At 63.5% G+C, this 22,402-nt stretch carries 20 protein-coding genes; 15 read left to right on the top strand and 5 right to left on the bottom strand.

Annotated features, from left to right (window positions below; genetic code table 11):
- The first annotated feature begins 4 nt into the window (after nucleotides 1-4).
- Nucleotides 5-883, top strand: a complete 879-nt coding sequence (locus EO99_RS0103225; protein WP_029617210.1) for a patatin-like phospholipase family protein — start codon at nucleotides 5-7, stop codon at nucleotides 881-883.
- Here EO99_RS0103225 and EO99_RS0103220 read toward each other — a convergent pair.
- Entirely contained in the window at nucleotides 880-2,682 is a 1,803-nt protein-coding gene (locus tag EO99_RS0103220; protein WP_029617209.1) for a monovalent cation:proton antiporter-2 (CPA2) family protein, read from the bottom strand. The genes EO99_RS0103225 and EO99_RS0103220 overlap by 4 nt on opposite strands.
- A 102-nt stretch (nucleotides 2,683-2,784) precedes the next feature.
- Here EO99_RS0103220 and EO99_RS0103215 point away from each other — a divergent pair, with 102 nt between their 5' ends.
- From EO99_RS0103215 to lpxK, 6 genes are all read left to right on the top strand, one after another.
- Entirely contained in the window at nucleotides 2,785-4,131 is a 1,347-nt protein-coding gene (locus EO99_RS0103215) for a TldD/PmbA family protein (protein WP_029617208.1), read from the top strand.
- A gap of 5 nt (nucleotides 4,132-4,136) precedes the next feature.
- Nucleotides 4,137-4,943: a 3'(2'),5'-bisphosphate nucleotidase CysQ gene (locus tag EO99_RS0103210; protein WP_029617207.1), complete on the top strand. Its 807-nt coding sequence runs from the start codon at nucleotides 4,137-4,139 to the stop codon at nucleotides 4,941-4,943.
- 59 nt (nucleotides 4,944-5,002) lie between these two features.
- The gene (locus EO99_RS0103205; protein WP_029617206.1) at nucleotides 5,003-5,245 is read left to right on the top strand and encodes a DUF4170 domain-containing protein; all 243 of its coding nucleotides are present in this window, start codon (nucleotides 5,003-5,005) and stop codon (nucleotides 5,243-5,245) included.
- Between the two features lie 167 nt (nucleotides 5,246-5,412).
- Nucleotides 5,413-6,732, top strand: a complete 1,320-nt coding sequence (gene waaA, locus EO99_RS0103200; protein ID WP_029617205.1) for a lipid IV(A) 3-deoxy-D-manno-octulosonic acid transferase — start codon at nucleotides 5,413-5,415, stop codon at nucleotides 6,730-6,732.
- The gene (locus EO99_RS0103195; RefSeq protein WP_029617204.1) at nucleotides 6,729-7,448 is read left to right on the top strand and encodes an HAD family hydrolase; all 720 of its coding nucleotides are present in this window, start codon (nucleotides 6,729-6,731) and stop codon (nucleotides 7,446-7,448) included. The genes waaA and EO99_RS0103195 overlap by 4 nt, the downstream gene beginning before the upstream one ends.
- A gap of 89 nt (nucleotides 7,449-7,537) precedes the next feature.
- On the top strand, nucleotides 7,538-8,581 hold the full coding sequence (gene lpxK, locus EO99_RS0103190) for a tetraacyldisaccharide 4'-kinase (RefSeq protein WP_029617203.1): 1,044 nt from the start codon (nucleotides 7,538-7,540) through the stop codon (nucleotides 8,579-8,581).
- Between the two features lie 11 nt (nucleotides 8,582-8,592).
- Here lpxK and EO99_RS0103185 read toward each other — a convergent pair whose 3' ends face one another.
- Both EO99_RS0103185 and mutL read right to left on the bottom strand, forming a co-directional pair.
- The gene (locus tag EO99_RS0103185) at nucleotides 8,593-8,826 is read right to left on the bottom strand and encodes a DUF2093 domain-containing protein (RefSeq protein WP_029617202.1); all 234 of its coding nucleotides are present in this window, start codon (nucleotides 8,824-8,826) and stop codon (nucleotides 8,593-8,595) included.
- An 86-nt stretch (nucleotides 8,827-8,912) separates the two neighbouring features.
- The gene (mutL, locus tag EO99_RS0103180; RefSeq protein ID WP_029617201.1) at nucleotides 8,913-10,715 is read right to left on the bottom strand and encodes a DNA mismatch repair endonuclease MutL; all 1,803 of its coding nucleotides are present in this window, start codon (nucleotides 10,713-10,715) and stop codon (nucleotides 8,913-8,915) included.
- 319 nt (nucleotides 10,716-11,034) lie between these two features.
- Between mutL and EO99_RS0103175 the strand changes: the two genes are divergently transcribed.
- Both EO99_RS0103175 and EO99_RS0103170 read left to right on the top strand, forming a co-directional pair.
- The gene (locus tag EO99_RS0103175) at nucleotides 11,035-12,615 is read left to right on the top strand and encodes a response regulator (RefSeq protein WP_029617200.1); all 1,581 of its coding nucleotides are present in this window, start codon (nucleotides 11,035-11,037) and stop codon (nucleotides 12,613-12,615) included.
- 92 nt (nucleotides 12,616-12,707) lie between these two features.
- Nucleotides 12,708-14,051, top strand: a complete 1,344-nt coding sequence (locus EO99_RS0103170) for a putative bifunctional diguanylate cyclase/phosphodiesterase (RefSeq protein WP_029617199.1) — start codon at nucleotides 12,708-12,710, stop codon at nucleotides 14,049-14,051.
- A 104-nt stretch (nucleotides 14,052-14,155) separates the two neighbouring features.
- Here the strand turns inward: EO99_RS0103170 and EO99_RS0103165 are convergent, their stop codons facing one another.
- Both EO99_RS0103165 and EO99_RS0103160 read right to left on the bottom strand, forming a co-directional pair.
- On the bottom strand, nucleotides 14,156-14,803 hold the full coding sequence (locus tag EO99_RS0103165) for a PRC-barrel domain-containing protein (protein WP_037110937.1): 648 nt from the start codon (nucleotides 14,801-14,803) through the stop codon (nucleotides 14,156-14,158).
- Between the two features lie 183 nt (nucleotides 14,804-14,986).
- Nucleotides 14,987-15,871 carry an SMP-30/gluconolactonase/LRE family protein gene (locus EO99_RS0103160; RefSeq protein WP_029617197.1) on the bottom strand — a complete coding sequence of 295 codons (885 nt, stop codon included), beginning with the start codon at nucleotides 15,869-15,871 and terminating at the stop codon, nucleotides 14,987-14,989.
- Between the two features lie 341 nt (nucleotides 15,872-16,212).
- Between EO99_RS0103160 and EO99_RS0103155 the strand changes: the two genes are divergently transcribed.
- The 6 genes from EO99_RS0103155 (at nucleotide 16,213) to EO99_RS0103130 (ending at nucleotide 22,334) form a co-directional block, all read left to right on the top strand.
- On the top strand, nucleotides 16,213-16,908 hold the full coding sequence (locus EO99_RS0103155; RefSeq protein WP_404820850.1) for a helix-turn-helix transcriptional regulator: 696 nt from the start codon (nucleotides 16,213-16,215) through the stop codon (nucleotides 16,906-16,908).
- 334 nt (nucleotides 16,909-17,242) lie between these two features.
- The gene (gene apbC / locus EO99_RS0103150) at nucleotides 17,243-18,406 is read left to right on the top strand and encodes an iron-sulfur cluster carrier protein ApbC (RefSeq protein ID WP_029617195.1); all 1,164 of its coding nucleotides are present in this window, start codon (nucleotides 17,243-17,245) and stop codon (nucleotides 18,404-18,406) included.
- Between the two features lie 155 nt (nucleotides 18,407-18,561).
- Entirely contained in the window at nucleotides 18,562-19,533 is a 972-nt protein-coding gene (locus tag EO99_RS0103145; protein WP_029617194.1) for a magnesium transporter CorA family protein, read from the top strand.
- Nucleotides 19,534-19,752: 219 nt separating this feature from the next.
- Nucleotides 19,753-20,910 carry a cell wall hydrolase gene (locus tag EO99_RS0103140; protein WP_029617193.1) on the top strand — a complete coding sequence of 386 codons (1,158 nt, stop codon included), beginning with the start codon at nucleotides 19,753-19,755 and terminating at the stop codon, nucleotides 20,908-20,910.
- Between the two features lie 261 nt (nucleotides 20,911-21,171).
- Nucleotides 21,172-21,525 (top strand): AtpZ/AtpI family protein, encoded by a 354-nt coding sequence (locus EO99_RS0103135; protein WP_029617192.1) that lies wholly within the window; start codon nucleotides 21,172-21,174, stop codon nucleotides 21,523-21,525.
- Nucleotides 21,526-21,584: 59 nt separating this feature from the next.
- Entirely contained in the window at nucleotides 21,585-22,334 is a 750-nt protein-coding gene (locus EO99_RS0103130) for a F0F1 ATP synthase subunit A (RefSeq protein ID WP_029617191.1), read from the top strand.
- Nucleotides 22,335-22,402: the final 68 nt, after the last annotated feature.

The following is a 22,402-nucleotide window of genomic DNA, read 5'->3' as shown; positions in this document are numbered from 1 at the left end:
GCGGATGAACACGAGGCTTGCCCTTCCGGATGCCGATCTGATCAGAGGCAAGAGTGACCTGACCTTTGCCGTCGCCTTCGGTGGCGGCGGCGCGCGCGGGATTTCGCATATCTGCGTTATCGAGGCGCTCGATGAACTCGGGATCCGTCCGGTGGCGATCGCCGGCTCCTCGATCGGGGCCATCATGGGCGCGGGAATGGCAGCCGGAATGTCGGGCCGCGAGATCCATGACTATACGGTGGAAACCATCGGCCCCCGCGGCACGCTCACCAACAAGCTCTGGAGCCTCGGTCCGGCATCGATGCGCGATACGCTGGGAGGCTTCAAGCTCGGCCAGTTCAATCTTGAGCTGGTGCTGAAGGCGCTGCTGCCGCCAGCCATCCCGGACGATTTCGACACCCTGAAGATCCCCCTGAAGGTCATGGCCACCGATTACTACGGCCAGGCCGAGGTCGTGCTGGAATCCGGCGATCTTGCCAACGCGATCGCCGCCTCTGCGGCTCTCCCGGGCATTTTCATGCCGGTGCGCATCAACGGTCGCATCATGATCGACGGCGGCGTCTTCAACCCGGTTCCCTATGACCACCTGATGGACCTGGCCGACGTCGTCATCGGCGTCGACGTCGTCGGCGCGCCGGAAGGCGACGATTCCCAGGCGCCCACCCGCATCGACAGCATGTTCGGCGCCAGCCAGCTGATGATGCAGTCGGCCATTGCCATGAAGCTCCGGTTGCAACCGCCGCATATCTTTCTGCGTCCGCCCGTCAATCGCTACCGCGTGCTGGATTTCCGCAAGGCCGAGGAAATCCTGGAGCATTCCGCCAGCGTGAAGGACGACCTGAAGCGCGCCGTCGACGCCATCTACCTCGCCGCCGAAGGCTAGCTCGCCGTCTCGTCGGCCGCCTGGGTGTCCTGGTCAGACGCCGGAGCATGCTTCGGCTTGATGAGCGGTTCCGGCTTGACTGGCCGGTTGTGCAGCATGTGCCGTCCGGCCATCAACCCGTCGGCCGCCTGGATCAGCAGCCGCTCCTCGTCCCGCTTGCGGATATCGTCCTCGATCGCCATCGCTTCCGCTGTGCTCATGCCGAGCGCTTCCAGGCTCTTGCGGCCGAACAGCAGCCCGGATTCCAGCGTCTCGCGCAGCTCGTAGTCGACACCGCGGGCCCGCAGCGAAATGGTGTGGATGCGGTCATAGGAGCGGACGAAGAGGCGGACATTGGGAAATTCGGAGCGTATGAGGTCGACGATCCTGTCGGTGACCTCCCGTTTCTGGGTCAGCACGGCAACGATCTTCGCCTTCTCGATCCCTGACGCCAGAAGCACATCCTTGCGCGTGCCGTCGCCATAATAGATGCGGAAGCCGAAGGCCGCCGCCTGGCGGATGCGGTCGGCCGAATCGTCGATCACCGTCACCTCACGGCCGCCGGCCAGCAGGATCTGCGCCGAGATCTGCCCGAAGCGCGAGAAGCCGATCATCAGCACATCCGCACCGGCGCCTTCGTAGTCCTCCTCCAGTTCCTCGTGCTCCACCGTCATCATCCGGCGCGAAAGCGCCGCCCCGAGCGGTGTCAGCGCCATCGAGATCGTGACGATCGCGATCAGCAGCGATGCCGTTTCCGAGGACAACAGGCCGACGGCTACGGCGGTGGTGAACAGCACGAATCCGAACTCGCCGCCCTGCGGAAGCAGGAAGGCGATCCGCAGCGCATCGTTGCGCGGCGAGCCCAGGACGCGGCAGAGCGCATAAGTGATCACGCCTTTGGTCACCATCACCACCGGCACCGCAACGAGAATGAAGGGAAGCTGCTCCCAGAGCACCGCGACCTCGAGTGACAGGCCGACCGCCATGAAGAACAGTGCAAGCAGCAGTCCGCGGAACGGCTCGATATCCGCCTCCAGTTCATGCCGGTAGGAGGATTCCGCCAGCATCACGCCGGCCAGGAAGGCGCCCATGGCCATCGAGAGGCCGACCGCATGCATGGCCGCCGCCGAACCGAGCACGATCAGCAAGGCCGTGGCGATCATCACCTCGCGCGCACCGGTGCGACCGATCACCTGGAAAAGCGGGGTCAGGAGATAGCGTCCGGCCAGAATCATCGCCCCGACGGCGCCGATGGCGATCGCAACACTGGTCAGCGCAGAAGCCTCCGTTTCGCCGGCGCCCGACGCCAGGATGCTGACGAGCGCGAGCAGCGGCACGATCGCCAGGTCCTGGAACAGCAGGATCGAGAACGAGCGCTGCCCGTAGCGGCTGTTCAGGTCGCCGTCATCGCTGAGGATCTGCAGCGCGAAGGCCGTGGAGGACAGCGCCAGGCCAAAGCCGATCACGACGCTGCCGCGCCAGTCGGCGATGCCGGCCAGCATTGTGAAGCCGGTCAACAGCGCACCCGAAATCACCACCTGAGCCGTTCCCAGTCCGAAGACGTCGCCGCGCATCTGCCACAGGCGCGACGGCTTCAGCTCCAGCCCGATGACGAAGAGCAGGAAGACGATGCCGAATTCCGCCACATGCAGCACCTCTTCGGCTTCGGTGATCTGCTGCAGGATGGGGCCGATCACCACGCCCGCCGCCAGATAACCAAGCACGGTGCCGAGCCCGAGCTTGCGGAAAATCGGCGCGGCGATGACTGCGCCAGCAAGCAGCAGCAGCATCTGCGTGAACAGAGATCCTGATTCCATCATGAAAAACCACCTTGCGCAGTGAGGGTTAGCGGAAGAATCGGAAGACGAGCCTTGATGCCTTACTTGCCGCACAATAAATGGAGCGGCAACGAAAGGTACACAATGACCTCCGAATTTGATTCCGAAACTCTTCTGACCCGCGCAACGCAGCTGATCGAGCTTGCCAAGGCCGCTGGCGCTGATCAGGCGGACGCCGTCGTTGTCCGCTCCCGCTCGAAGTCGGTGAGCGTCCGCCTCGGCAAGGTGGAGGGAACGGAAGCGTCGGAAAGCGACGACTTTTCCCTGAGGGTCTTCGTCGGCAACCGCGTCGCCAGCGTCTCGGCGAACCCGGGCTTCGACATCAAGACGCTCGCCGAACGGGCCGTCGCCATGGCCAGGGTGTCGCCCGAAGATCCCTACGCCTGCCTCGCCGACGAGAGGAACCTGGCGCGCGACTATCCGGATCTTGATCTCTACGATGCCACGGAAGTGCCGACGGACGCGCTGCGCGATGCCGCGCTCGACATGGAGCAGGCGGCGCTCGATGTGGACGGCGTCAAGAACTCGTCCGGCGCCGGGGCGTCGGCGGGCATGGGCGGCCTGGTGCTCGTCACCTCCCACGGCTTTTCCGGCAGCTACATGGCGACCCGCTTCGGCCGTTCCGTCAGCGTCATCGCCGGCGAAGGCACGAAGATGGAGCGCGACTACGACTTCGACAGCCGTCTCTTCTTCGCCGACCTCGACGATCCGAAGGACATCGGCCGTCGCGCCGGCGAGCGCGTGGTGAAGCGTGTCAATCCGCGCCAGGTGCCGACCGGCAAGGACCTCACCGTGGTGTTCGATCCCCGCCTTGCCCGCGGCTTTGTCGGGCATATCGCCGGCGCCATCAACGGCGCGTCGGTTGCCCGCAAGACGAGCTTTCTGCGCGACAAGATGGGCAAGCAGGTGCTGAAGTCCGGCCTGAGCATCACCGATGACCCGATGATCGTGCGCGGTTCCTCCTCACGTCCCTTCGATGGCGAAGGTGTGTCGGGCAAGCGCCTCGTGATGATCGAGGACGGCGTGCTGAACCACTGGTTCCTCTCCACGTCCACCGGCCGGGAGCTGGGGCTGGAGACGAATGGCCGCGGCGCCCGCGGCGGCACCTCCGTCGGTCCGAGTTCGACGAACCTGGCGCTCGAGCCGGGCGATGTCTCGCCAGAGGATCTGATCCGCGGCATCGGCAACGGGTTCTACGTGACCGAGCTCATCGGCCAGGGCGTTAACATGGTCACCGGCGAATACAGCCGTGGCGCAACCGGCTTCTGGATCGAGAATGGCGAGCTCGCCTATGCGGTCTCCGAGGTGACGATCGCCTCCAATCTCAAGGACATGTTCATGCGGCTGACGCCGGCAAACGACATCGACCGGAAGTTCGGGGTTGCCTCGCCGACGATCGCCATCGAGGGCATGACCCTGGCAGGCCGGTGATGCCGATGGATGTCGATGCTGAACGCTGGCGCGAAGATCTGGCGCTGATCCGGCTGGCGGCCAGGGAGGCGGGCAAGGTGGCGCTCGGCTATTTCGGCCAGTCGCCGGAGGTCTGGTGGAAGCACGAGGGGCGCTCCCCCGTCAGTGCCGCGGATTATGCCGCCAACGACAAGCTCCAGGGTATGCTGATGGCGGCCCGTCCCGGCTATGGCTGGCTGTCGGAAGAGACCGACGACGATGTGGCAAGGCTCTCCTGCGACACGCTTTTCGTCGTCGATCCGATCGACGGCACCCGTGCCTTCATCGCGGGCGAGAAGACCTGGTGCGTCTCCGTTGCCGTCGTGCATCGCGGGCAGCCGGTGGCCGGCGTCCTGGTGGCGCCGGCCTTCGACGAGGAGTTTACGGCATCCGTGGATGAGCCGGCGCTGAAGAACGGAAAACCGATCTCCGTGTCGCATCCGTCGGTCGTCGAACCCCTGAAGCTCGCCGTTGCCGAAGATGTGCTGAAGCTGGTCCAGCCGGAACATAAGAACTCCGTCCGCCGGGTGCGCCACGTCCCGTCGCTCGCCTATCGGCTGGCCATGACCGCCGACGGCACGATCGACGGAACGATCGTCAAGCGCAATTCCCACGACTGGGATCTCGCAGCGGCGGACGTGATCCTGGAACGTGCCGGCGGTCGTCTGGTCGACGCGCAGGGGCGCCGCCTCGTCTACAACAGGGAAAGCGTCAAGCACGGCGTGTTGCGCGCCGGCGCCGAGCATGCGCTGGACAAGTTGCGGATGTTCATGCCGGACGATCCAACGGGTTGACCTTTCCGCTTGCGTGTCGCAATCAGGGTTGCCGGGGGGACCGGCAAAAGGGTGAAAGAATGACGGAAACAAGCGAAAAGAAGCAATTGCTCCATCTCGTGTTCGGCGGCGAGCTTTCGAGCCTGGCCGGGGTGCAGTTCAAGGACCTCGCGAACCTCGATGTCGTCGGGATCTATCCCGACTACGCCAGCGCCCTTGCGGCGTGGCGCGGCAAGGCTCAGCAGACGGTCGACAACGCCCAGATGCGCTACTTCATTGTCCACATGCACAAGCTGCTCGACCCGGATGTCAAAGGCGAATAGCATCATTGGCGGATAGAAACGGCTGCGAACGACGGGTTCGATCTCGTTGCCGTGTCCTGTAAAACCCGGTTTTGACGCAATTCGAAAGCAATGATCCGGTGACGGATGATTGCGCGGAGGACATACAGCTTGTTGCAGGCAGCCACCACCCATCGAAGGCATACGGCATGAGCAAGGGCTTGGCGCGTGTGGCTCTGGCAGGCTACCGGGTTGCCGGCATCGTGCTGTATCCGCTTGCCTCGCCCTACCTTGCCTACCGTGCCTACAAGGGCAAGGAAGATCGGCGCCGCCGCAACGAGCGGTTCGGCTATCCGAGCGCCCCAAGGCCGCGCGGCCCCTTGGTCTGGGTGCATTCCGCAAGCGTGGGCGAAACGCTGGCGATGATCCCGCTCATGCGCGAGTTCTGCCGGCGTGAAATCCACGTGCTCTTGACCACCGGCACTGTGACCTCCGCCGAACTGGTGCGCACGCGGCTTGGCGACCAGGTCATCCACCAGTACGTACCGATCGATCTGAAGTTCCCGATCAAGCGCTTCCTGCAATACTGGCGGCCGGACGCCTGCATCACGGCGGAATCGGAGATCTGGCCGACGACCGTGATGGAGCTTGCTCGCCGCAAGATCCCGCAGATCCGCGTCAACGCCCGGATATCCGACCGCTCGTTCGATCGCTGGCGGCGCTACGACCGCATCGCCGAGACACTGTTCGGTCAGATGTCCCTTGTGGTCGCGCAAAGCGATCTGGATGCCGAACGCTTCCGCGACCTCGGTGCCTGGCCGGTGCTCGTCTCAGGCAATCTGAAGGGCGACACCGATCCGCCGCCCTTTGATGCAGACCTCGTTGAGCGCTACCGGCAGGAGATCGGCGGCCGCAGGACCTGGGCGGCCATTTCGACCTTCGAAGGCGAAGAGAAGGCAGCGGCCAAGATCCACAAGGCGCTGAAGGCGCGCAACGGTCAGCTGACGATCATCGTGCCCCGCCACCCCGAACGGGCTGACGGAATCGAGGAGATGCTGAAGGCGCAGGGCCTCGTCGTGGCGCGGCGGTCGCGCAACGATGCGATCACCCCGGAGACCGACATTCTTTTGGGTGACAGCATGGGCGAGATGGGTCTCTATCTGCGCCTGACGGAGGTTGCCTTCGTCGGCCGTTCGCTGACCGGCGAGGGAGGGCAGAACCCGCTCGAGCCGGCCATGGTCGGCTGTGCCGTCCTGTCCGGAAGCCGCGTCGACAATTTTCGCGATGCCTACGCCAACCTCGTGCGCAGGGGCGGCGCCCGCCTCGTGCGGGACACCGAAATGCTGGCCAAGGCCGTGCATTATCTGCTGAGCAACGACGTTGCGCGCAAGAAGATGATCGACGCCGGCCAGGAGACGGTGCAGGAGATGCGTGGCGCCCTTTCGGCCACCGTGAAGGCCCTGGAACCCTACATCAATCCCCTGACCGTCAGCGCCCGGCTCCAGCCCCGCAACGTGGCGGCGCAATGAACCTCGATCGTTTCGGTGAGATCGCCGGAATCCTCTTCGACAAGGATGGCACCCTTATCCGCTATGACGAGAGCTGGGGACCGGTGAACCGGGAGGCGGCCCGTATCGCGGCAGCCGGCAGACCGGATCTCGAAATTCCCCTTCTGAAAGCGGCCGGCATGGATCCCCTGTCGGGCCACACGCTCGCCGACAGCCTGTTTGCCGCAGGCAATGCCGCAGAGATCGCGGCGGGTTTCGTCGCCGCCGGCTCTCCGCTGGCGGTCGACGACCTGACGGAACTGCTCGATGCGCTCTTCGTGCGGGCAACCGACTATGCCGTTCCGGTGACGGATCTTGGTGCCCTTTTCTCGGTCCTGAAGGGCAGGGGCCTGAAGCTCGGCATCGCCTCCAGCGACAACGAGTTGTCGATCCGCCAGACGATGGCGCGTTTCGAGCTCACCGAATTCGTGGATTTTGTCGCGGGTTACGACAGCGGTTTCGGCTCGAAGCCGGAGCCGGGGATGGTGCTGGGCTTCTGTGCGGCGACAGGCCTTTCCCCGGCCCGCATTGCCATGGTCGGCGACAACAATCACGACATGATGATGGGGGCGGGGGCCGGCGCGCTGTTGAAGATCGGTGTCCTGACCGGGACGGGAACCAGGGAGAGCCTGGAGCCGCACGCGGACATCTGCCTCAGCAGCATTGCCGCACTGACGACATTGCTGCCGCCCGCCTGAGAGCAGCTGCTCCTCCGCCTGCCCTTGCCTTTTTCAGAAAACTCCCATTTTGTGCCCTGCTGTTGCGTAATTTCCGGGGGACCCAATCCATGGTGTCGGAAGCACCGCCGTTCTGGTGGACGAAAGCCGATTGGCGTGCCTGGGCCCTTGCGCCTGCCTCCTATCTTTATGGCAAGGTCTCCGGTCGAACACTGGCGAAGGGCAAGCGGGTCAGTGTGCCGGCGCCGGTCATCTGTGTCGGCAACTTCACGGTCGGCGGGGCGGGAAAGACGCCGACGGCAATCGCGCTGGCGCGGGTCGCAAAGGAACGCGGCTTCACGCCCGGCTTCCTCAGCCGCGGCTACGGCGGCTCGCTCGATGTCACGACGATCGTGGATTCCCATCATCACCGGGCGGGGGCCGTGGGTGACGAGGCCCTCTTGCTGGCGCGCGAAGCCATGACGGTCATCTCCCGGCGCCGCTTCGAAGGTGCCCAGAGGCTGATCAGCGAAGGCGTCGACCTGATCATCATGGACGATGGCTTCCAGAGCGCGCGCATCGAGCTCGACGTCGCGCTGATCGTCATCGACAGCGTCCGCGGCATCGGCAACGGCCATCTGGTGCCGGGCGGACCGGTACGAGCGCCGATCGACGAGCAGATGCGCCAGCTCTCCGCCATCCTCAAGGTCGGCGATGGCGATGCGGCCGATCTTCTCGTCCGCCAGGCCGCCCGGGCGGGAAAGCCTGTCTACGTTGCATCACTCGTGCCGCGTCCGACGCCGGACCTGGCGGGAACGCGGGTACTGGCTTTCGCAGGCATTGCCGATCCGGGGAAGTTCTACAGGACCTTGGAGGCTCTCGGCGCGACCATCGCCGTCAAGCGATCGTTCCCCGATCATCACTATTTCAGCGACGACGAGATTGCCGATCTGGCTGCCGATGCCGGGCGTCAGGGCCTCCTGCCGGTAACCACCGCCAAGGATGCGGTGCGGCTGCTCGGCGGCCATGGTCCCGCAGATGCGCTTCTGCAGAAGCTCAAGGTGGTGGAGGTCGACATGGCGTTTGACGATCCTCACGCCCCCGCCACACTTATCGATCAGGCTGTCGCCGCCTACCGCCAGAGACGGCTGCGGGACGGTCGGGAGAACCTGTAGGGCAGCAGGCCTCAGGCCCGGCGCTGGTTCGGCAGCGTGCCCGCCCGCTTGTCGGCCTCCATCGATGCGGCGGCATCCACATAGGCCTCCTGCCGCGCCACGCTCCAGTAGCGCAGTTCGTCGAGCGGGATCTGCACGCCGGTCACGGCGCAGATCACATGCGATCCCGACGTCTGCAACTGGTAGTCGCCATCGAGATAACGGATCTTGGCTTCACGGCTGCCGCTTCCCTCGAACCGGTTCATCTTTCGTCTCCTGCCGAAAATAATGCGCTTCGCTTTACAGCGGGTGCCGCGCCAGCACCAGCCTCTTGCCGGCTTGCGATCGCGGGTCAACTCCGACCGAACAGCCGCTCGATGTCGGTCAGCTTGAGTTCGATATAGGTCGGCCGGCCGTGATTGCACTGTCCGGAACCCGGTGTTGTCTCCATCTGCCGAAGCAGCGCGTTCATCTCCTCCGGACGCAGGCGCCGCCCGGATCGCACCGAGCCATGGCAGGCCATGGTGGCAGCGACATGTTCGAGCTTTGCCCTTAAGCCCCCTGCGGTGCTCCATTCCGCGACTTCGTCAGCCAGATCGCGGATCAGCCCCACCGCATCGATCTCGCCCAGCATGGCCGGCGTTTCGCGAACGGCAATGGCGCCGGGCCCGAAGCGCTCGATGGCAAGGCCGAAGCGGTCGAGCTCGGTCGCATGTGCCATCAGCCGGTCGCAGTCCTCTTCCGGCAGGTCGATGATCTCCGGGATGAGCAAGGATTGCGAGGGCAGCCGTCCGGCGTCGAGCGCCTTGCGCATCGCCTCGAACACCAGCCGTTCGTGCGCCGCATGCTGGTCGACGATGACGAGCCCGTCGTCCGTCTGCGCCACGATGTAGTTCTCGTGCAGTTGCGCCCTCGCAGCCCCCAGCCGGTGGTGTGGCCCGCCGTCCTGCATGGGTGACATGCTGATGGCCTCGGCCGCCGGCTCCGTGCGGGCCGATGGCATCGTCATGGTCCCGAAATGCGCCTGCGGCGCCTCGGACAGGCCGCCGGACTGCCACAGCGGGCGCGAAGGCGAGGTCTCGGCAGACCAGGGATGCGCTGCGGCTGCAGCCGGATAGCCTGCACGGAAGGCACTGGCGAGACCGCTTCCGCTGGTGGTTGCGGCACGGCTGCCTTCGCGGGCAAGCGCCTCACGGATGGCGCCGACGATCAGGCCGCGCACGAGCCCAGGATCGCGGAAGCGGACATCCGCCTTGGCCGGATGAACGTTGACGTCGACGAAGGCCGGGTCGAGGTCGATGGAGAGAACGGCGACGGGATAGCGGCCCGACGGCACGGTCTCGGCATAGGCGCCGCGGATGGCCGACAGGATCAGCTTGTCCTGGACGGGCCGTCCGTTGACGAAGGCATACTGATGGGCGGAGTTGCCGCGGTTGAAGGTGGGTACGCCGGCAAAGCCGGTCAGCGACACTTCGTCGCGCCTCGCGTCGATCTCGATCGCATTGTCCTTGAAATCGCGCCCGAGGATCTGGGCAATCCGGGCCAGCGCATCCTCCCCCGTCGACGGCAGCTCGAGCGTCGAGCGGTCCGGGCCGGAAAGCACGAAGCGGATGGCCGGGAAGGCGATCGCCATGCGCTTCACCATCTCGGTGATCGCTCCGGCTTCCGCCCGCTCCGACTTCAGGAATTTCAGGCGCGCCGGCGTCGCGAAGAAGATGTCGCGCACCTCCACGACGGTCCCCTGGTTGGCGGCAGCCGGGCGAACGGGGGAGGTGGTTCCGCCGATGACCGAGACCTGCGAACCCTGCGAATCGCCGCTCCTCCGGCTGGTGATGGTCACTTTGGCGACGGAGCCGATGGACGGCAGCGCCTCGCCCCGGAAGCCGAGCGTGCGAATATCGTCGAGGCTCTCGGTGATCTTGGAGGTACAGTGTCGCCGGACGGCGAGCTCCAGGTCCCGGGCATCCATGCCGCAGCCGTTGTCGGTAATCCGCAGCAGGCTTTTGCCACCGCCGGCGGTTGCGATCTCGATTCGAGTCGCTCCCGCGTCGATGGCGTTCTCGACCAATTCCTTGGCCGCGCTGGCGGGGCGCTCGATGACTTCGCCGGCGGCGATCTGGTTGATGAGGGTCTCTGAAAGGAGCTTGACGGGCATCCTGCGATCTTCCCGGATTCGTCCCTGAATGGGAAGACCTCGCGGTTCAGATTAAGTCGCTCTTAAGACAATCTCCATAGGGTTCTGGCGAACGGGGAGTTCCAGCTCCCCCGGATGCTTCTGATCGCAATCAGCTGGGATTGTGGTCGCGACGAGGGGCAGCCGCGCCGATCCCAGCATGCCCGACCCACCCGCTAAGAAGGACGCCGACGCTCGTTTAACAACCGGCAGCGAGGTGCCCAATATCGAGAACTGTTCTGTGATACGGGAAGAGCAAGAAACGAATGTTACGGCGTGGGCGGAGGCAAATGTCCCCGGCATGCTGCTGGAGACGGTGGCGGAGGCGGTCTCGGCAACCGTGCTGCTGTATGACCGCAATGACGAACTTGTCTACGCGAATGCCTCGGACCCGACGCTTGTGCCTGTTCCGGAAGCCTTTCTCGCCGTCGGCACCCGCCTGCGTGACCTGCTCGACGCGCTCTATTATGCGGGCGGTCGGGAGTTTCCCGGCGACGGTCGGCAGAGCCAGCCGATGGGCCGCGACGACTGGATCGCCAACAAGATCGCATCGCTCTGGAAGGAACGATCGGAACTCGTCGAGAAACGTGGCGACCGCTGGGTTCGCTACCAGAAGCGACGCCTTTCCAACGGCTACGGCGTCTGCGTGATCCAGGACATCACCGAGCAGAAGAAACGCGAGGATCAGCTGCAAGCGGCTGCCGAGCGGATACAGGTTCTGGAAGAGGTCATTGACCAGCTGCCGTCTGCCGTCTGCCTCAAGAACCAGGACCTGATCTACGTCAGCGCCAACCAGGCGTTCGGGCGCTTCGTCGGGATGCCGGTCGATCAAATTCTGGGACGAACCCCAAGACAAATCTTCGCCCCTGAAGTCGCCCGTCGCCTGGAAGGCATAGGACACCAGATCGCCAGAAACGGCATTGTGGTGACCGTCCCGGAGCGCCTTTCCACCGCCGCCGGCACGGAGATGGACGCTGTCGTGCGGCAGTTCCGCATCGGCAAGCCGGGTCGCTATTACATTGTCACCGCAATCGAAGAGACATCCGCCCTTCAAAGCCACACGGGTCAGGCCACGACCGGTGAAGCCGAGGTTCGGCAATCGGCTGTGGACTATAAACTTGCGATACAGGACATCGCCGGTCGCAGGGTTCTCATCGCGACAGCGTCTCAGGCACTGTCGGCGGCGGCCGTGGAGGCTCTGGCTGAACTTGGTGCCGACGCTGCCGCCGTGCGCGACGCCCACGAGATGGAAAAATTTCTTGTCGCAGCAGGTCAAGCAAGCGTTGCGGTCGATCTGGTGCTTCTCGATTCCGACCTGTCGGGGTCCTGCGCCCCGGTGGCTGCGCGCTTTGCTGTTCCCGCGATCGTTGCGGAGCACGATCAGCTCATAGGCGGTCTGCATGCACATGTCGCCGACATCTTCAGCCGGTGTCCGGCCACCCCTGTCGGTGGCGAAACGCAGGAGGTCGCATCTGGAGCCGAAAGCCTGGTCGATGTCCTGGTGGCGGAGGACAATGCGGTAAACCAGATCGTGTTTTCCCGGATACTCGAAGGCTTCGGCTATCGCTTCAAGATCGCGAAGGACGGCGAGGAGGCGGTCGCTCTTTGGCGGGATCTCTCGCCGCGCCTGGTATTGATGGACATCACGCTTCCGGGGATCAACGGGTTCGAGGCAGCCCGTCGTATCCGCGACCTGGAAGCCGGGGACATTGGTCCATCGCCGACGCCGATCATCGGGGTGCTGCCTCATCCCTTCGACCGGGACCGGGACGACTGCTTCGCTTCAGGCATGAACGACGTCATTCTGAAACCCTTGAGCCCCGAGATGCTGGAAGCGGTGTTCGCTCTCTACATGCCTGACCATATCGCCCTAAGCGCCTGAACACGCTCGATTTAAGCGCGTCGAGGCAAGAGGATTTATTAATCTTTTTCCACCATTATCGGGACGAAAGTGTACAGAGTATCGGATTTCCCATGGCGTCGGCGGGCAATCTGTTGCCACAGGTCAGTCAGAATGAACTGCAGGCAATGGCATATAGCGACCCTCTCACAGGCCTTGGCAACCGCTATCGCCTGAGGGACAAGGTGCGGCTGCTCTCCGCCGAGCGCGCTCAGGATCCCGCACCCTTCACCATCTGCATCGCCAATCTCGACGGGTTCAAGCCGATCAACGACCTCTTCGGTGCCGAGGCGGGCGACGAGATTCTCTGCCAGGTCGCCCATCGTCTGAAGGCCTGCATACCGGACGGTGCGACCGTGACCCGTCACGACGGCGATGAATTCGCCTTCATCCTGCCGCTGGTCTTCGAGCGCCTGGGCGCCGAGCGTATCGGCCAGATGATGAAGGACGTCCTGTCGGCGCCCTATGACCTGGGCGACCGCAACGTGCGCCTCTCGGCGTCCTTCGGCTTTGCCATCTACCCCTTCGCCGGCGAGGAATTCGAGGATCTGCTGAAGAGCGCAGAAACGGCACTCTACCGTTCGAAACGACGCGGCCGGGGACAGATCACCGTTTTCTCGCAGGAAATCGCGCAGGAGATGAAGCGGTCGACGCAACTCGAACAGGCGTTGAGAACCGCCGTGATCGCCGATGCCGTCGATGCGCATTTCCAGCCGATCGTCCGACTGCAGGACGGTGCGGTCCTCGGGTTCGAAGCACTCGCACGCTGGATCGATCCGGATCTCGGCTTTGTTTCGCCGTCCATCTTCGTGCCGCTCGCGGAAGAGCGCGGGTTCATCGATGCCCTGTCGGAGACCCTGCTGCGCAAGGCGGCTGAGGCCGCGTTGTACTGGCCGCATGATCTGTTCCTGTCGTTCAACCTGTCCTCGGCCCAGTTGATGGACCCGGGAACCAGCCAGAGCATCCTGGCGACACTCGCGCAGGTCGGCCTCGATCCGCGGCGTCTGGAACTCGAAATTACCGAGACCGCCGTGATGACGTCTGCCGATACGGCCCACCGCATCATTGCCGACCTCCAGGCGCATGGCGTGAGGATCTCGCTCGATGACTTCGGAACCGGCCAGTCGAGCCTTGGCCGCCTGCGTGACTTCACCTTCGACAAGGTCAAGATCGACCGCGCCTTCGTCTCACAGATCACCACCGACCGCGCGTCGGAGCATATCGTCAAGGCAATCGTGGCGATGTGCGCGGGCCTTGACCTGGAAGTCGTTGCCGAAGGCATCGAGAGTGTCGCCGATGCGGAAAAGCTGACAGCGCTCGGCTGCGAAATGGGGCAGGGCTACTATTACGGCAAGCCGGTAGACGCGGCCGCGACCCAGCGTTACCTGCAGCAACACTACGGCACGCCACGCAGCTAGAAGACTGCTGCGGTTTTTCAGATCTTTTGAATGTCAGGACATGAACAAGGCGGCGCCGCAGCGCCGCCTCATCATCATGCCTCAACGCGTCCCTCGCTCCAGACTCAGTTGTTGGGCTGGGTCGTCGGCGGGGTAGTGGCGTTGGTGTCCGGCATGGGCGCGGTGCCGGTTGCCGAGGTCGTGCTGGCGTCGGTCGCTGCGGAATCTGCTGCCGCCTGTTGGTCGTCCAGCGTCATGAATTCCGGAGCTGCCTCAAGCGATTCGGCAGTTTCGGTAGTGGTCAGGCGAACGTCGTTGGTCTCGGTGTCACGCGACATCGTGATCAGGTCCATGGGGACGGCGACGTCCTTTTCGCCGATGCCGAGGAAACCGCCGACGCCGATGACGGCAGCGACGATGCCGCCCTCTGTTTCCAGGATGAGATCGTTGACGTCACCAATGCTCTCGTCCGCGGAATTATAGACAGGCTTGCCGATGTAATCATTGGCGCTGATCTGCGTTTCAGACTGTTCCGTCAGATAGGAACCGGGACCTGCCGCCATGTCGGTGGACGTGTCGGAGGTAGCCGGAGCGGCGGCGCTGCCCGTGGTGCCCGCTGCCGGAGCGGCGGCATTGCCACCCATCGCCGGGTCTGCTGGAGCGGCCGGGGAAGCCGGGGTCGCTGGATTGGTGGTCTGGGCCAGTGCCGGAGCGATCGCGGTAGAGGCCATCAGAACGGCTGCAGCCGCCAGTGTGCTGAATGTCTTATTCATGTCTAACCTACCTTTTCTCGTTACCGGAGCAGCGTCTGTGATGTCGCTGCCGCTCCGGCGATACAATGGTCAGGCTAGGTGTTGGTTCCCGATTTCCGGCATCACATGCGCGGCTGTACAATGCACGGAGTGGTCAAGGGAGCCGTGAAAACGGGGGGCCTCGACCACCTCCACGGTGCCCGGTCAGAGGCGGAATGCAGCCTCTGCAATTCCCCGAGCTTCCACCGCAAGGCCAAAGAGCTGCCCTGCCTGCTGGTCTTCTTCTCGATCGGCCGCGCTCAGGCCCTCCCATGCGGAGGTAATTGCCAGCGTATCGAGATCTGGGCCGAAGAAGGCGGGGCAGGTGGTCCTCTTTGCCGGCAGCGCGTGGGCCGAGAGGTGGACGCCATCGGCGCTGTAGCAGTCAAGCTGACCTTCGCCCCACCTCGCGTTCCAGATGTTGCCGTTCGTGTCGCATACGGAGCCATCCATTCCGCCCGGACGATTACCGGTGTCGATCAGCACAGACGCAGGGCCGGTCGGCAATCCTGTCGCGGGATCGAGCGCTACGCGCATGAGCCGGTTCACCCGGGTGTCGACGAAGTGACCATTTCTCCCGTCTGCCGAGAAGCAGATCGAATTGGGTATCGAGATGTCGCCGAACAGCTTCGTGACCTGCCCCTGGGCCACATGATAGATTGCCCCTGCGCCGTCTTCTGCGCCCTTGCCCATGGTGCCGATCCAGAGGCTGCCGCTCGGGTGGATTCTGCCGTCGTTCGACCGGTTGGAGCGCCGGCCGGGCTCCAGTTCGCAGTAGAGGGAGAGGGTGCCGTCCACGCGATTGCGGATGAAGAGACCGCTTTCTGTTGCCAGCAACTGTTTCTCGTCATCGATCCGCGCCACCACGCTTGCCATGACGGGAAGCGGATGGGCCTGCTGCTCCCGGGAAGCCAGGTGCAGTTCATGGAGTGTCCGGCCGAGAATGTCGAACCACCACAGCGTGTCGGTCTCCACTTCATAGCTCGGGCCCTCGCCCAGTTCGCAGACTGTGGACGAAAGAACGTGGCCGGCGAAAGGTGTAGCTGACATGCGGTTGCTCCTCTGATTACCCGTGGCGCAATTTGGATGCCACGTTGACGGAGGGCAAGCCCGAGCTGGCTCCTTCCAGCGGGAACATGGAGCGAGGCTGGATAAACCGATGGTATGTCAGGATTAGGAATTGCCATCGGAATACTTTCGGCATACCTCTGCATTGTCTTTGCAGTTCAACGTGTTCGGGTGGCTATGCTCGCGGCCGCCATCTGCATGCAACGCTGCCAAATCGATTTTTACTTCCAGTCGGGGTGCCCTTTTCCCAGACAGGGTCCTGAACGGAAAAGCGAGAATTTGGGCCTATGCCGCAAATGGAAAAATGTGCTCGGACCGATTCGATGGATGCCAAGCTCCAGGAGATTGTCGGACTGAAGACACAGTTCGACGTCTTTCGTTTCATGCGGCGGCTGACGGAGGAATACGGCGCGAAGGTTTTCATGGTGGTGAACCTGCCGCCTCTGACCTCTCTGACGCTGTCGTCGAACACGGTCATCACCAATTTGCCCGCGGAACTGATCGCTGCCTTCGACCGGGAGAGCCTGTTGGCCTCCAGCCCGGTCCTCAAGCGTCTGCGCGAATCGGCAGTCCCCTTCGCTCTTGATATGTCGACCGTCAGCAAGGAGCGGGGCAGCAGCGCCTCCGAGGAGATGTTCGGGCGATACGGCCTGTCGAAAGGCGCGCATTTCCCGGTTCACGATGGGACCGGACTGAGGGGATCCATTGCCCTCATCGGAGACCGAACGGTCTTCGACATCCAGCAGATGATGGAGCTGAGCTACCTCTTCATCCATGTCTACGAGGCGCTGGGACAGATTCGCAGCCTGACGATGCGGGCCGCGGACACCCTGTCCGATCGGGAGGTCGATTGCCTGAACTGGACGGCGGCCGGCAAGACCAGTGCGGAAATCGCCGAGATCCTCGGGCTGTCCGAGCATACCGTCAATCACTACCTCAATCGCGCAGCAAAGAAGCTCGATACCGTCAACCGCACGCAGGCGGTGGCGAAGGCTCTTCGCACCGGCCTCATCAAGTAGCAGTCCTGTATATGCTTTCAGCAGGCGCACAGGCTGCCTAATTTCTAGCCGACGACTTCGCCGATAGGTCAGGATCGGCTGTCCAGCTCGGATGAAACCGGGCAAATCCATTGGCTTCGGACTTGGCATACTTCATGCATGATATCCCTCAGGTCCAGAGGGGACTGACAAGCGTCCGCAGAGGCGCCGACAAGAAAAGCCGCCGTCCGATGCTGAGCGCCTGTGGCTGCCGGTCGGGCGGCGGCTTCATTCCGGTTGCAGCAGCAAGCACGCACCTCCTATAAGGTCTCGGAAGCCGCGACGCAGTCGTGGGTCGGATTGACAGGAGTGCGCTATGCCTGACGTGACGAAGGAACAGGTCCTTGAAACGCTTGCCAACGTGCGTGGGCCGGATCTTGAGGGCGATCTCGTCTCGCTTGGCATGATCTCCGACGTGTTCATCTCCGACAACAAGGTCTATTTCTCCATCACCGTACCTGCGGAGCGGGCAAACGAGCTTGAGCCGATGCGCGTCGCAGCCGAACGCACGGTGAAGGCGATGCCGGGCGTCAAGGGCGCGCTGGTGACCCTGACGGCCGATCGGAAGGCGGGTGCCGGACCGCAGACGCCCCGGCCACAGCCGCAAAGGCCGGCACAGCCGCAGCCGAAAGCCCATGCGCATTCCCACCCGCATCCAGAACCGGCCCGGCCCGGCAAGCAAGGCGTTCCGGGCGTCGAGGCGATCATTGCAGTCGCCTCCGGCAAGGGCGGGGTCGGCAAATCGACGACGGCCGTCAATCTGGCTCTGGCGCTGCAGGCAAACGGCCTGCGGGTCGGCATTCTGGACGCGGACATCTACGGCCCGTCGATCCCGCGCCTCCTGAAGATCTCGGGTCGCCCGCAGCAGATCGAGAACCGCATCATCGTGCCGATGGAGAACTACGGCCTGAAGGCCATGTCCATGGGCTTTCTCGTGGACGAGGAGACCGCGATGATCTGGCGCGGCCCGATGGTCCAGTCGGCGCTCCTGCAGATGCTGCGCGAAGTCGCCTGGGGCGATCTCGATGTTCTCGTCGTCGACATGCCGCCCGGCACCGGCGACGTGCAGCTGACCATGGCCCAGCAGGTGCCGCTCGCCGGCGCCGTGATCGTGTCCACGCCGCAGGACCTCGCGCTCATCGATGCCCGCAAGGCGATCTCCATGTTCGGCAAGGTGGAAGTCCCGCTGCTCGGGATCATCGAGAACATGAGCTACTTCCTCGCGCCCGATACCGGCACCCGCTACGATATCTTCGGCCATGGCGGCGCCCGCAACGAAGCGGAGCGCATCGGTGTGCCTTTCCTGGGCGAGGTCCCCCTGACGATCGATATCCGCGAACGCTCCGACGCCGGCACGCCTGTGGTGGTGGCCGATCCGGACAGCGCTGCGGCAAGGATCTACAGGGATATCGCCACGCACGTCTGGGCGGAGCTGAAGGGACAGACGGTACGACCGGCGCCGGCGATCGTCTTCGAGTAGCTTTGCGCGGGTACCGCCATGCGCCGGATTGATTGTGACCTCAGTCGCCTCTATATGCCGCGTCCGCTGGACGAGTGTCTGGCGGAGCTGGCAGACTGCGGAACCGTCCTTTCCGTTCGGAGCTGCATGCCGCCCTTCATTTTCGGAGAAACCGCTTGATCAATGCCTATCGCGCAGACGGTTCTCTTGAGACGTTGTCGGCATCCCTGGGCCCGGCAGATGACGCACAGGATTTCGTCTGGATCGACCTGCTTGATCCCTCCGCCGCGGAGGATGCCTTCGTCGAAGCCCTGCTCGGCATCGAGGTGCCGACACGCGACGAGCTGAAGGATATCGAGCCCTCGAGCCGTCTCTATACCGTCGGCAACGCGATCTTCATGACCTCCTCGCTGGTCTGGAGGGTCGAGTCGGGCGAGCCGGCCTTGACCGACGTGGCTTTCATCCTCGCCGGCGACACGCTGCTGACGGTCCGCTATGCCGAGCCGAAGGCCTTCCATCTCTTCGTCACATCCTTGGGGCGCCGTTCCGGCGATCTGGACAGCGGCCTTGCCGTCCTGTCGCGCCTGCTGGAGACGATCGCCGACCGAACGGCCGAGGTTCTCGAAGCGGCCGTTGCCGGTCTCGACGAACTGTCCCGCGAGATCTTTCGAAACCGCGGCAAACGGCGCCCGCCTCAGTTTCTCGAAAACAGGCTGGCCGACATCGCCGATCAGCACCGGTTGGTCACCAAGGTCCGTGACAGTCTCGGCTCCCTGTCGCGCATGCTGACGTTCCTGAGGAACCTTCCGGCGCTCAAGCAGGATCGGGCCTGTGCCGATCTCTGCAGGACGGTCGCCCACGATGTCGAGACGCTGTCGGAGCATGCAGCCTTCATTGCGGGCAATATCTCCTTCCTGCTCGACGCCTCGCTTGGATTGATCAACGTCGAACAGAACGCCATCATCAAGATCTTCTCGATTGCCTCCGTCGTCTTCCTCCCGCCGACTCTGGTGGCCTCGATCTACGGCATGAATTTCCATTTCATGCCGGAGCTGGACTGGTCGCTGGGCTACCCCCTGGCGCTGCTCGCCATGCTGCTTTCCGCAGTCATCCCCTTCTTCTTCTTCCGATGGAAGGGCTGGCTCTGACGGAGCGGCAGCCGCATGCAACGATGCGTCGGCTTGCGCCGACTGCTGGTCCTGGCGACCGGTTGATCGCGGTCCGAACCCGCGGGATCGTCTAACGTTTATGTGATCCTGCTAATTTTGCCGCAGAGCCGCGGTTTCGCCGCGTCCGCGTTAACGCCGCATCAAGGTTAATGATTGATTCTTCCCGGGTTGCATCTGTGTCCCGTGGAGTTACCGGTTTTGCGTTCGATTAGCGTACTGAGTCGCAAGCTTCGCGCCGATGCGTGGGCTGCCCCGGCCGTCTTCGGCCTTGCCTGCTGGCTGGGCTTTCCTTCGCCTGCGGCGCATGGGGATCTTTCCGATCTCCTGTCCGGTCTCGATTCCAGCCACAGGTGGCGCGTTGTCATGACCCAGTCGCCGGCAGGGTCGCTTCACTCCTCCGAACTGGCCTTTCCCGACATGGAACGCGTCTTGCCCGCCGACGCCGGCGTGACGCTTGCCGACGGTCGCAAGGTCGCCTTCGCCGGTGGTTCGGCGGTGGGCGAGACGACGCCCGATGAGGATCGCGTCAATCGCAAAGCGAAGAAGGGCCGCGTCGTCGTGGTCGAGCCGATGCAGCCGCCGAAGGCCTTCTCTGCAGGTTCCGTCCTCCAGCGCACCAGCGCCCTGACACTGCCGCTGGAGAAGAAGGAGGAACTCGCCTCCTTTGCAAGATCGGGCGCCGAGGCAAAACCGATCGAACTGGCCGCATTCTATTTCCGCAAGGACGAGAAACCGGCTCCCGGTGTCTCCTCCCTGATCGCCGGCCTGGTCACCAACGACCAGGCGGACGTGCTCGCGACGGCCTATGCGCCGGCGGAGCCGGACTTCGCCCGGCAGTCGCCCTTCGATGCAATCCTCAAGACGCCCGAGCAGGGCCGCTTCATCCCGCCGATCGCCACGGACGATCATGCCTGGGCCGCGACCCCGCTGCCACCGGAGGTCTTTTCCGCGCGGGAGCAGCAATGCCTCGCGTCCGGCATCTATTTCGAGGCCCGTGGGGAATCGGCGCGCGGGCAGGCGGCTGTCGGCCAGGTGATTCTCAACCGCGTCCGCAACCCGGCCTATCCGGACACCATCTGCGGCGTCGTCTATCAGAACAAGGACTGGCGCAATCGCTGCCAGTTCTCCTTTGCCTGCGACAACATCCGCGACCGCATTCGCTCCGAGCAGCACTGGAAGATCGCGCGCGAGGTCGCCATGGCGGTGACGGCTGGCAAGATCTGGCTGAAGGAGGTCGGCTCCTCGACGCATTACCATGCAGTCTATGTCCGTCCCGGCTGGGCCAGGTCGATGAAGAAGGTTGGCCGGATCGGACTGCACGTCTTCTACCGCACCTACGGCGGCGGCTGGAGCTGATCCTGCACCATTCGTCGCAGCGATTCCCTCGCAAGTTTCGCAAAAGTGGTGGACGGTCTAGGTAACCAACTGATTTAAAATATATTTTTACTCTTCGCGTGGTGCTTTCGTATGCCTTGACTATGCGGGCACGCAAAACTATGTTGCGCCCGACTTGAAAACGGGCCGGAAGGCGCGAAATCCCTCGCTGTCAGCATGTTTCGGACGGATCGCAAGGTCCCAAGGCCGTTGATGCCGCGAGACGGGCAAGGGAGATCGCAAATGACGGATGACCGGGACGATGGTCTGGAGCAGCGCCGCCGCCGTCTGGCCGCCAAACTGGCGGAAGTGGACGCGCAAGAGGCGAGTGAAGCGAAGAGGGACGCACAGAGCGGGGAAAGCCGTCGCGGGATGGCACTCGGTCTGAAAATCTCTTCGGAATTCATCGCCGCAATCGCGGTGGGGGCAATGCTCGGCTATCTTCTCGACCGATTTGCGGGTACAGGGCCCTGGGGATTGATTGTTCTTCTCCTCCTGGGCTTTTGTGCTGGCGTGTTGAATGTTATGCGCGCTGTCGGAATGGTGGCGATGCCGCTCGAGATGGGCGACAAACGCGACAAGGTGCGAAAGCCGTGAGGACTGCCGTTAAGGTCGTTTTCAGGGTGATGCAAGTGAAGGTATAAGGAAGGTAGACGGTGGCTAACGATCCGACCCATCAGTTTCAGATCCAGAAGATCATTCCGATCGAGATCGGCGGAATGGACTTTTCCTTCACCAATGCGTCGCTGTTCATGGTCGCAACGGTCGCCAGTGCGGCCGGCTTCCTGTACTTCGCGACGTCTCAGCGCGGGCTCATTCCCGGCCGTGCGCAGTCGGTGGCGGAAATGTCCTACGAGTTCATTGCAGGCATGCTGCGCGAAGGCGCCGGCAATGCGGGCATGAAGTTCTTCCCGATGGTCTTCACGCTGTTCATGTTCATCCTGACGGCGAACCTTCTGGGCATGTTCCCCTATTTCTTCACCGTCACCAGCCAGATCATCGTCACGTTCGCGCTGTCTGTCTTCGTGGTCGGCACCGTCGTCGTCTACGGCTTCTACAAGCATGGCATTCACTTCCTCAGCGTGTTCGCGCCGTCCGGTGTGCCGAAGGTGCTTCTGCCGCTTGTGTCGTCGATCGAGATCATCTCGTTCCTGTCGCGCCCGATCAGCCTTTCGGTTCGTCTGTTCGCCAACATGCTGGCGGGGCATATCACGCTGAAGGTCTTCTCCGGCTTCGTCGCATCGATGGGCGCACTGGGTGCGCTTGGCGTCGGCGGTGCCATCCTGCCTCTTTTGATGACCGTCGCTATGACCGGTCTGGAGTTCCTGGTCGCCTTCCTGCAGGCCTATGTGTTCGCGGTACTGACATGCATGTACCTGAACGACGCCGTGCACGGGGGACACTGACCAAAACAGTCGTTGGCCCGGGAAACCGGTGCCAAAACAAGCCGCAATAACCATTTTAAAGGAGTTTT

The organism is Pseudorhizobium marinum, from assembly GCF_000705355.1.
In the GTDB taxonomy this organism is placed as follows: Bacteria; Pseudomonadota; Alphaproteobacteria; order Rhizobiales; family Rhizobiaceae; genus Neorhizobium; species Neorhizobium pelagicum.
Note: the sequence above shows the minus strand (reverse complement) of the source record. Positions and strands in the feature narration are given on the sequence as shown.

Bases quoted from the DNA above. Each gene is read 5' to 3' on its own strand.
- EO99_RS0103135 (WP_029617192.1), top strand. From the start codon at position 21,172: ATGACGGATGACCGGGACGATGGTCTGGAGCAGCGCCGCCGCCGTCTG.
- EO99_RS0103175 (WP_029617200.1), top strand. From the start codon at position 11,035: ATGCTGCTGGAGACGGTGGCGGAGGCGGTCTCGGCAACCGTGCTGCTG.
- EO99_RS0103165 (WP_037110937.1), bottom strand. From the start codon at position 14,803: ATGAATAAGACATTCAGCACACTGGCGGCTGCAGCCGTTCTGATGGCC.
- EO99_RS0103220 (WP_029617209.1), bottom strand. From the start codon at position 2,682: ATGATGGAATCAGGATCTCTGTTCACGCAGATGCTGCTGCTGCTTGCT.
- EO99_RS0103170 (WP_029617199.1), top strand. From the start codon at position 12,708: ATGGCGTCGGCGGGCAATCTGTTGCCACAGGTCAGTCAGAATGAACTG.
- EO99_RS0103185 (WP_029617202.1), bottom strand. From the start codon at position 8,826: ATGAACCGGTTCGAGGGAAGCGGCAGCCGTGAAGCCAAGATCCGTTAT.
- apbC (WP_029617195.1), top strand. From the start codon at position 17,243: ATGCCTGACGTGACGAAGGAACAGGTCCTTGAAACGCTTGCCAACGTG.
- EO99_RS0103155 (WP_404820850.1), top strand. From the start codon at position 16,213: ATGGATGCCAAGCTCCAGGAGATTGTCGGACTGAAGACACAGTTCGAC.
- waaA (WP_029617205.1), top strand. From the start codon at position 5,413: ATGAGCAAGGGCTTGGCGCGTGTGGCTCTGGCAGGCTACCGGGTTGCC.
- EO99_RS0103210 (WP_029617207.1), top strand. From the start codon at position 4,137: ATGGATGTCGATGCTGAACGCTGGCGCGAAGATCTGGCGCTGATCCGG.
- mutL (WP_029617201.1), bottom strand. From the start codon at position 10,715: ATGCCCGTCAAGCTCCTTTCAGAGACCCTCATCAACCAGATCGCCGCC.
- EO99_RS0103195 (WP_029617204.1), top strand. From the start codon at position 6,729: ATGAACCTCGATCGTTTCGGTGAGATCGCCGGAATCCTCTTCGACAAG.
- EO99_RS0103225 (WP_029617210.1), top strand. From the start codon at position 5: ATGAACACGAGGCTTGCCCTTCCGGATGCCGATCTGATCAGAGGCAAG.
- EO99_RS0103205 (WP_029617206.1), top strand. From the start codon at position 5,003: ATGACGGAAACAAGCGAAAAGAAGCAATTGCTCCATCTCGTGTTCGGC.
- lpxK (WP_029617203.1), top strand. From the start codon at position 7,538: ATGGTGTCGGAAGCACCGCCGTTCTGGTGGACGAAAGCCGATTGGCGT.
- EO99_RS0103160 (WP_029617197.1), bottom strand. From the start codon at position 15,871: ATGTCAGCTACACCTTTCGCCGGCCACGTTCTTTCGTCCACAGTCTGC.
- EO99_RS0103215 (WP_029617208.1), top strand. From the start codon at position 2,785: ATGACCTCCGAATTTGATTCCGAAACTCTTCTGACCCGCGCAACGCAG.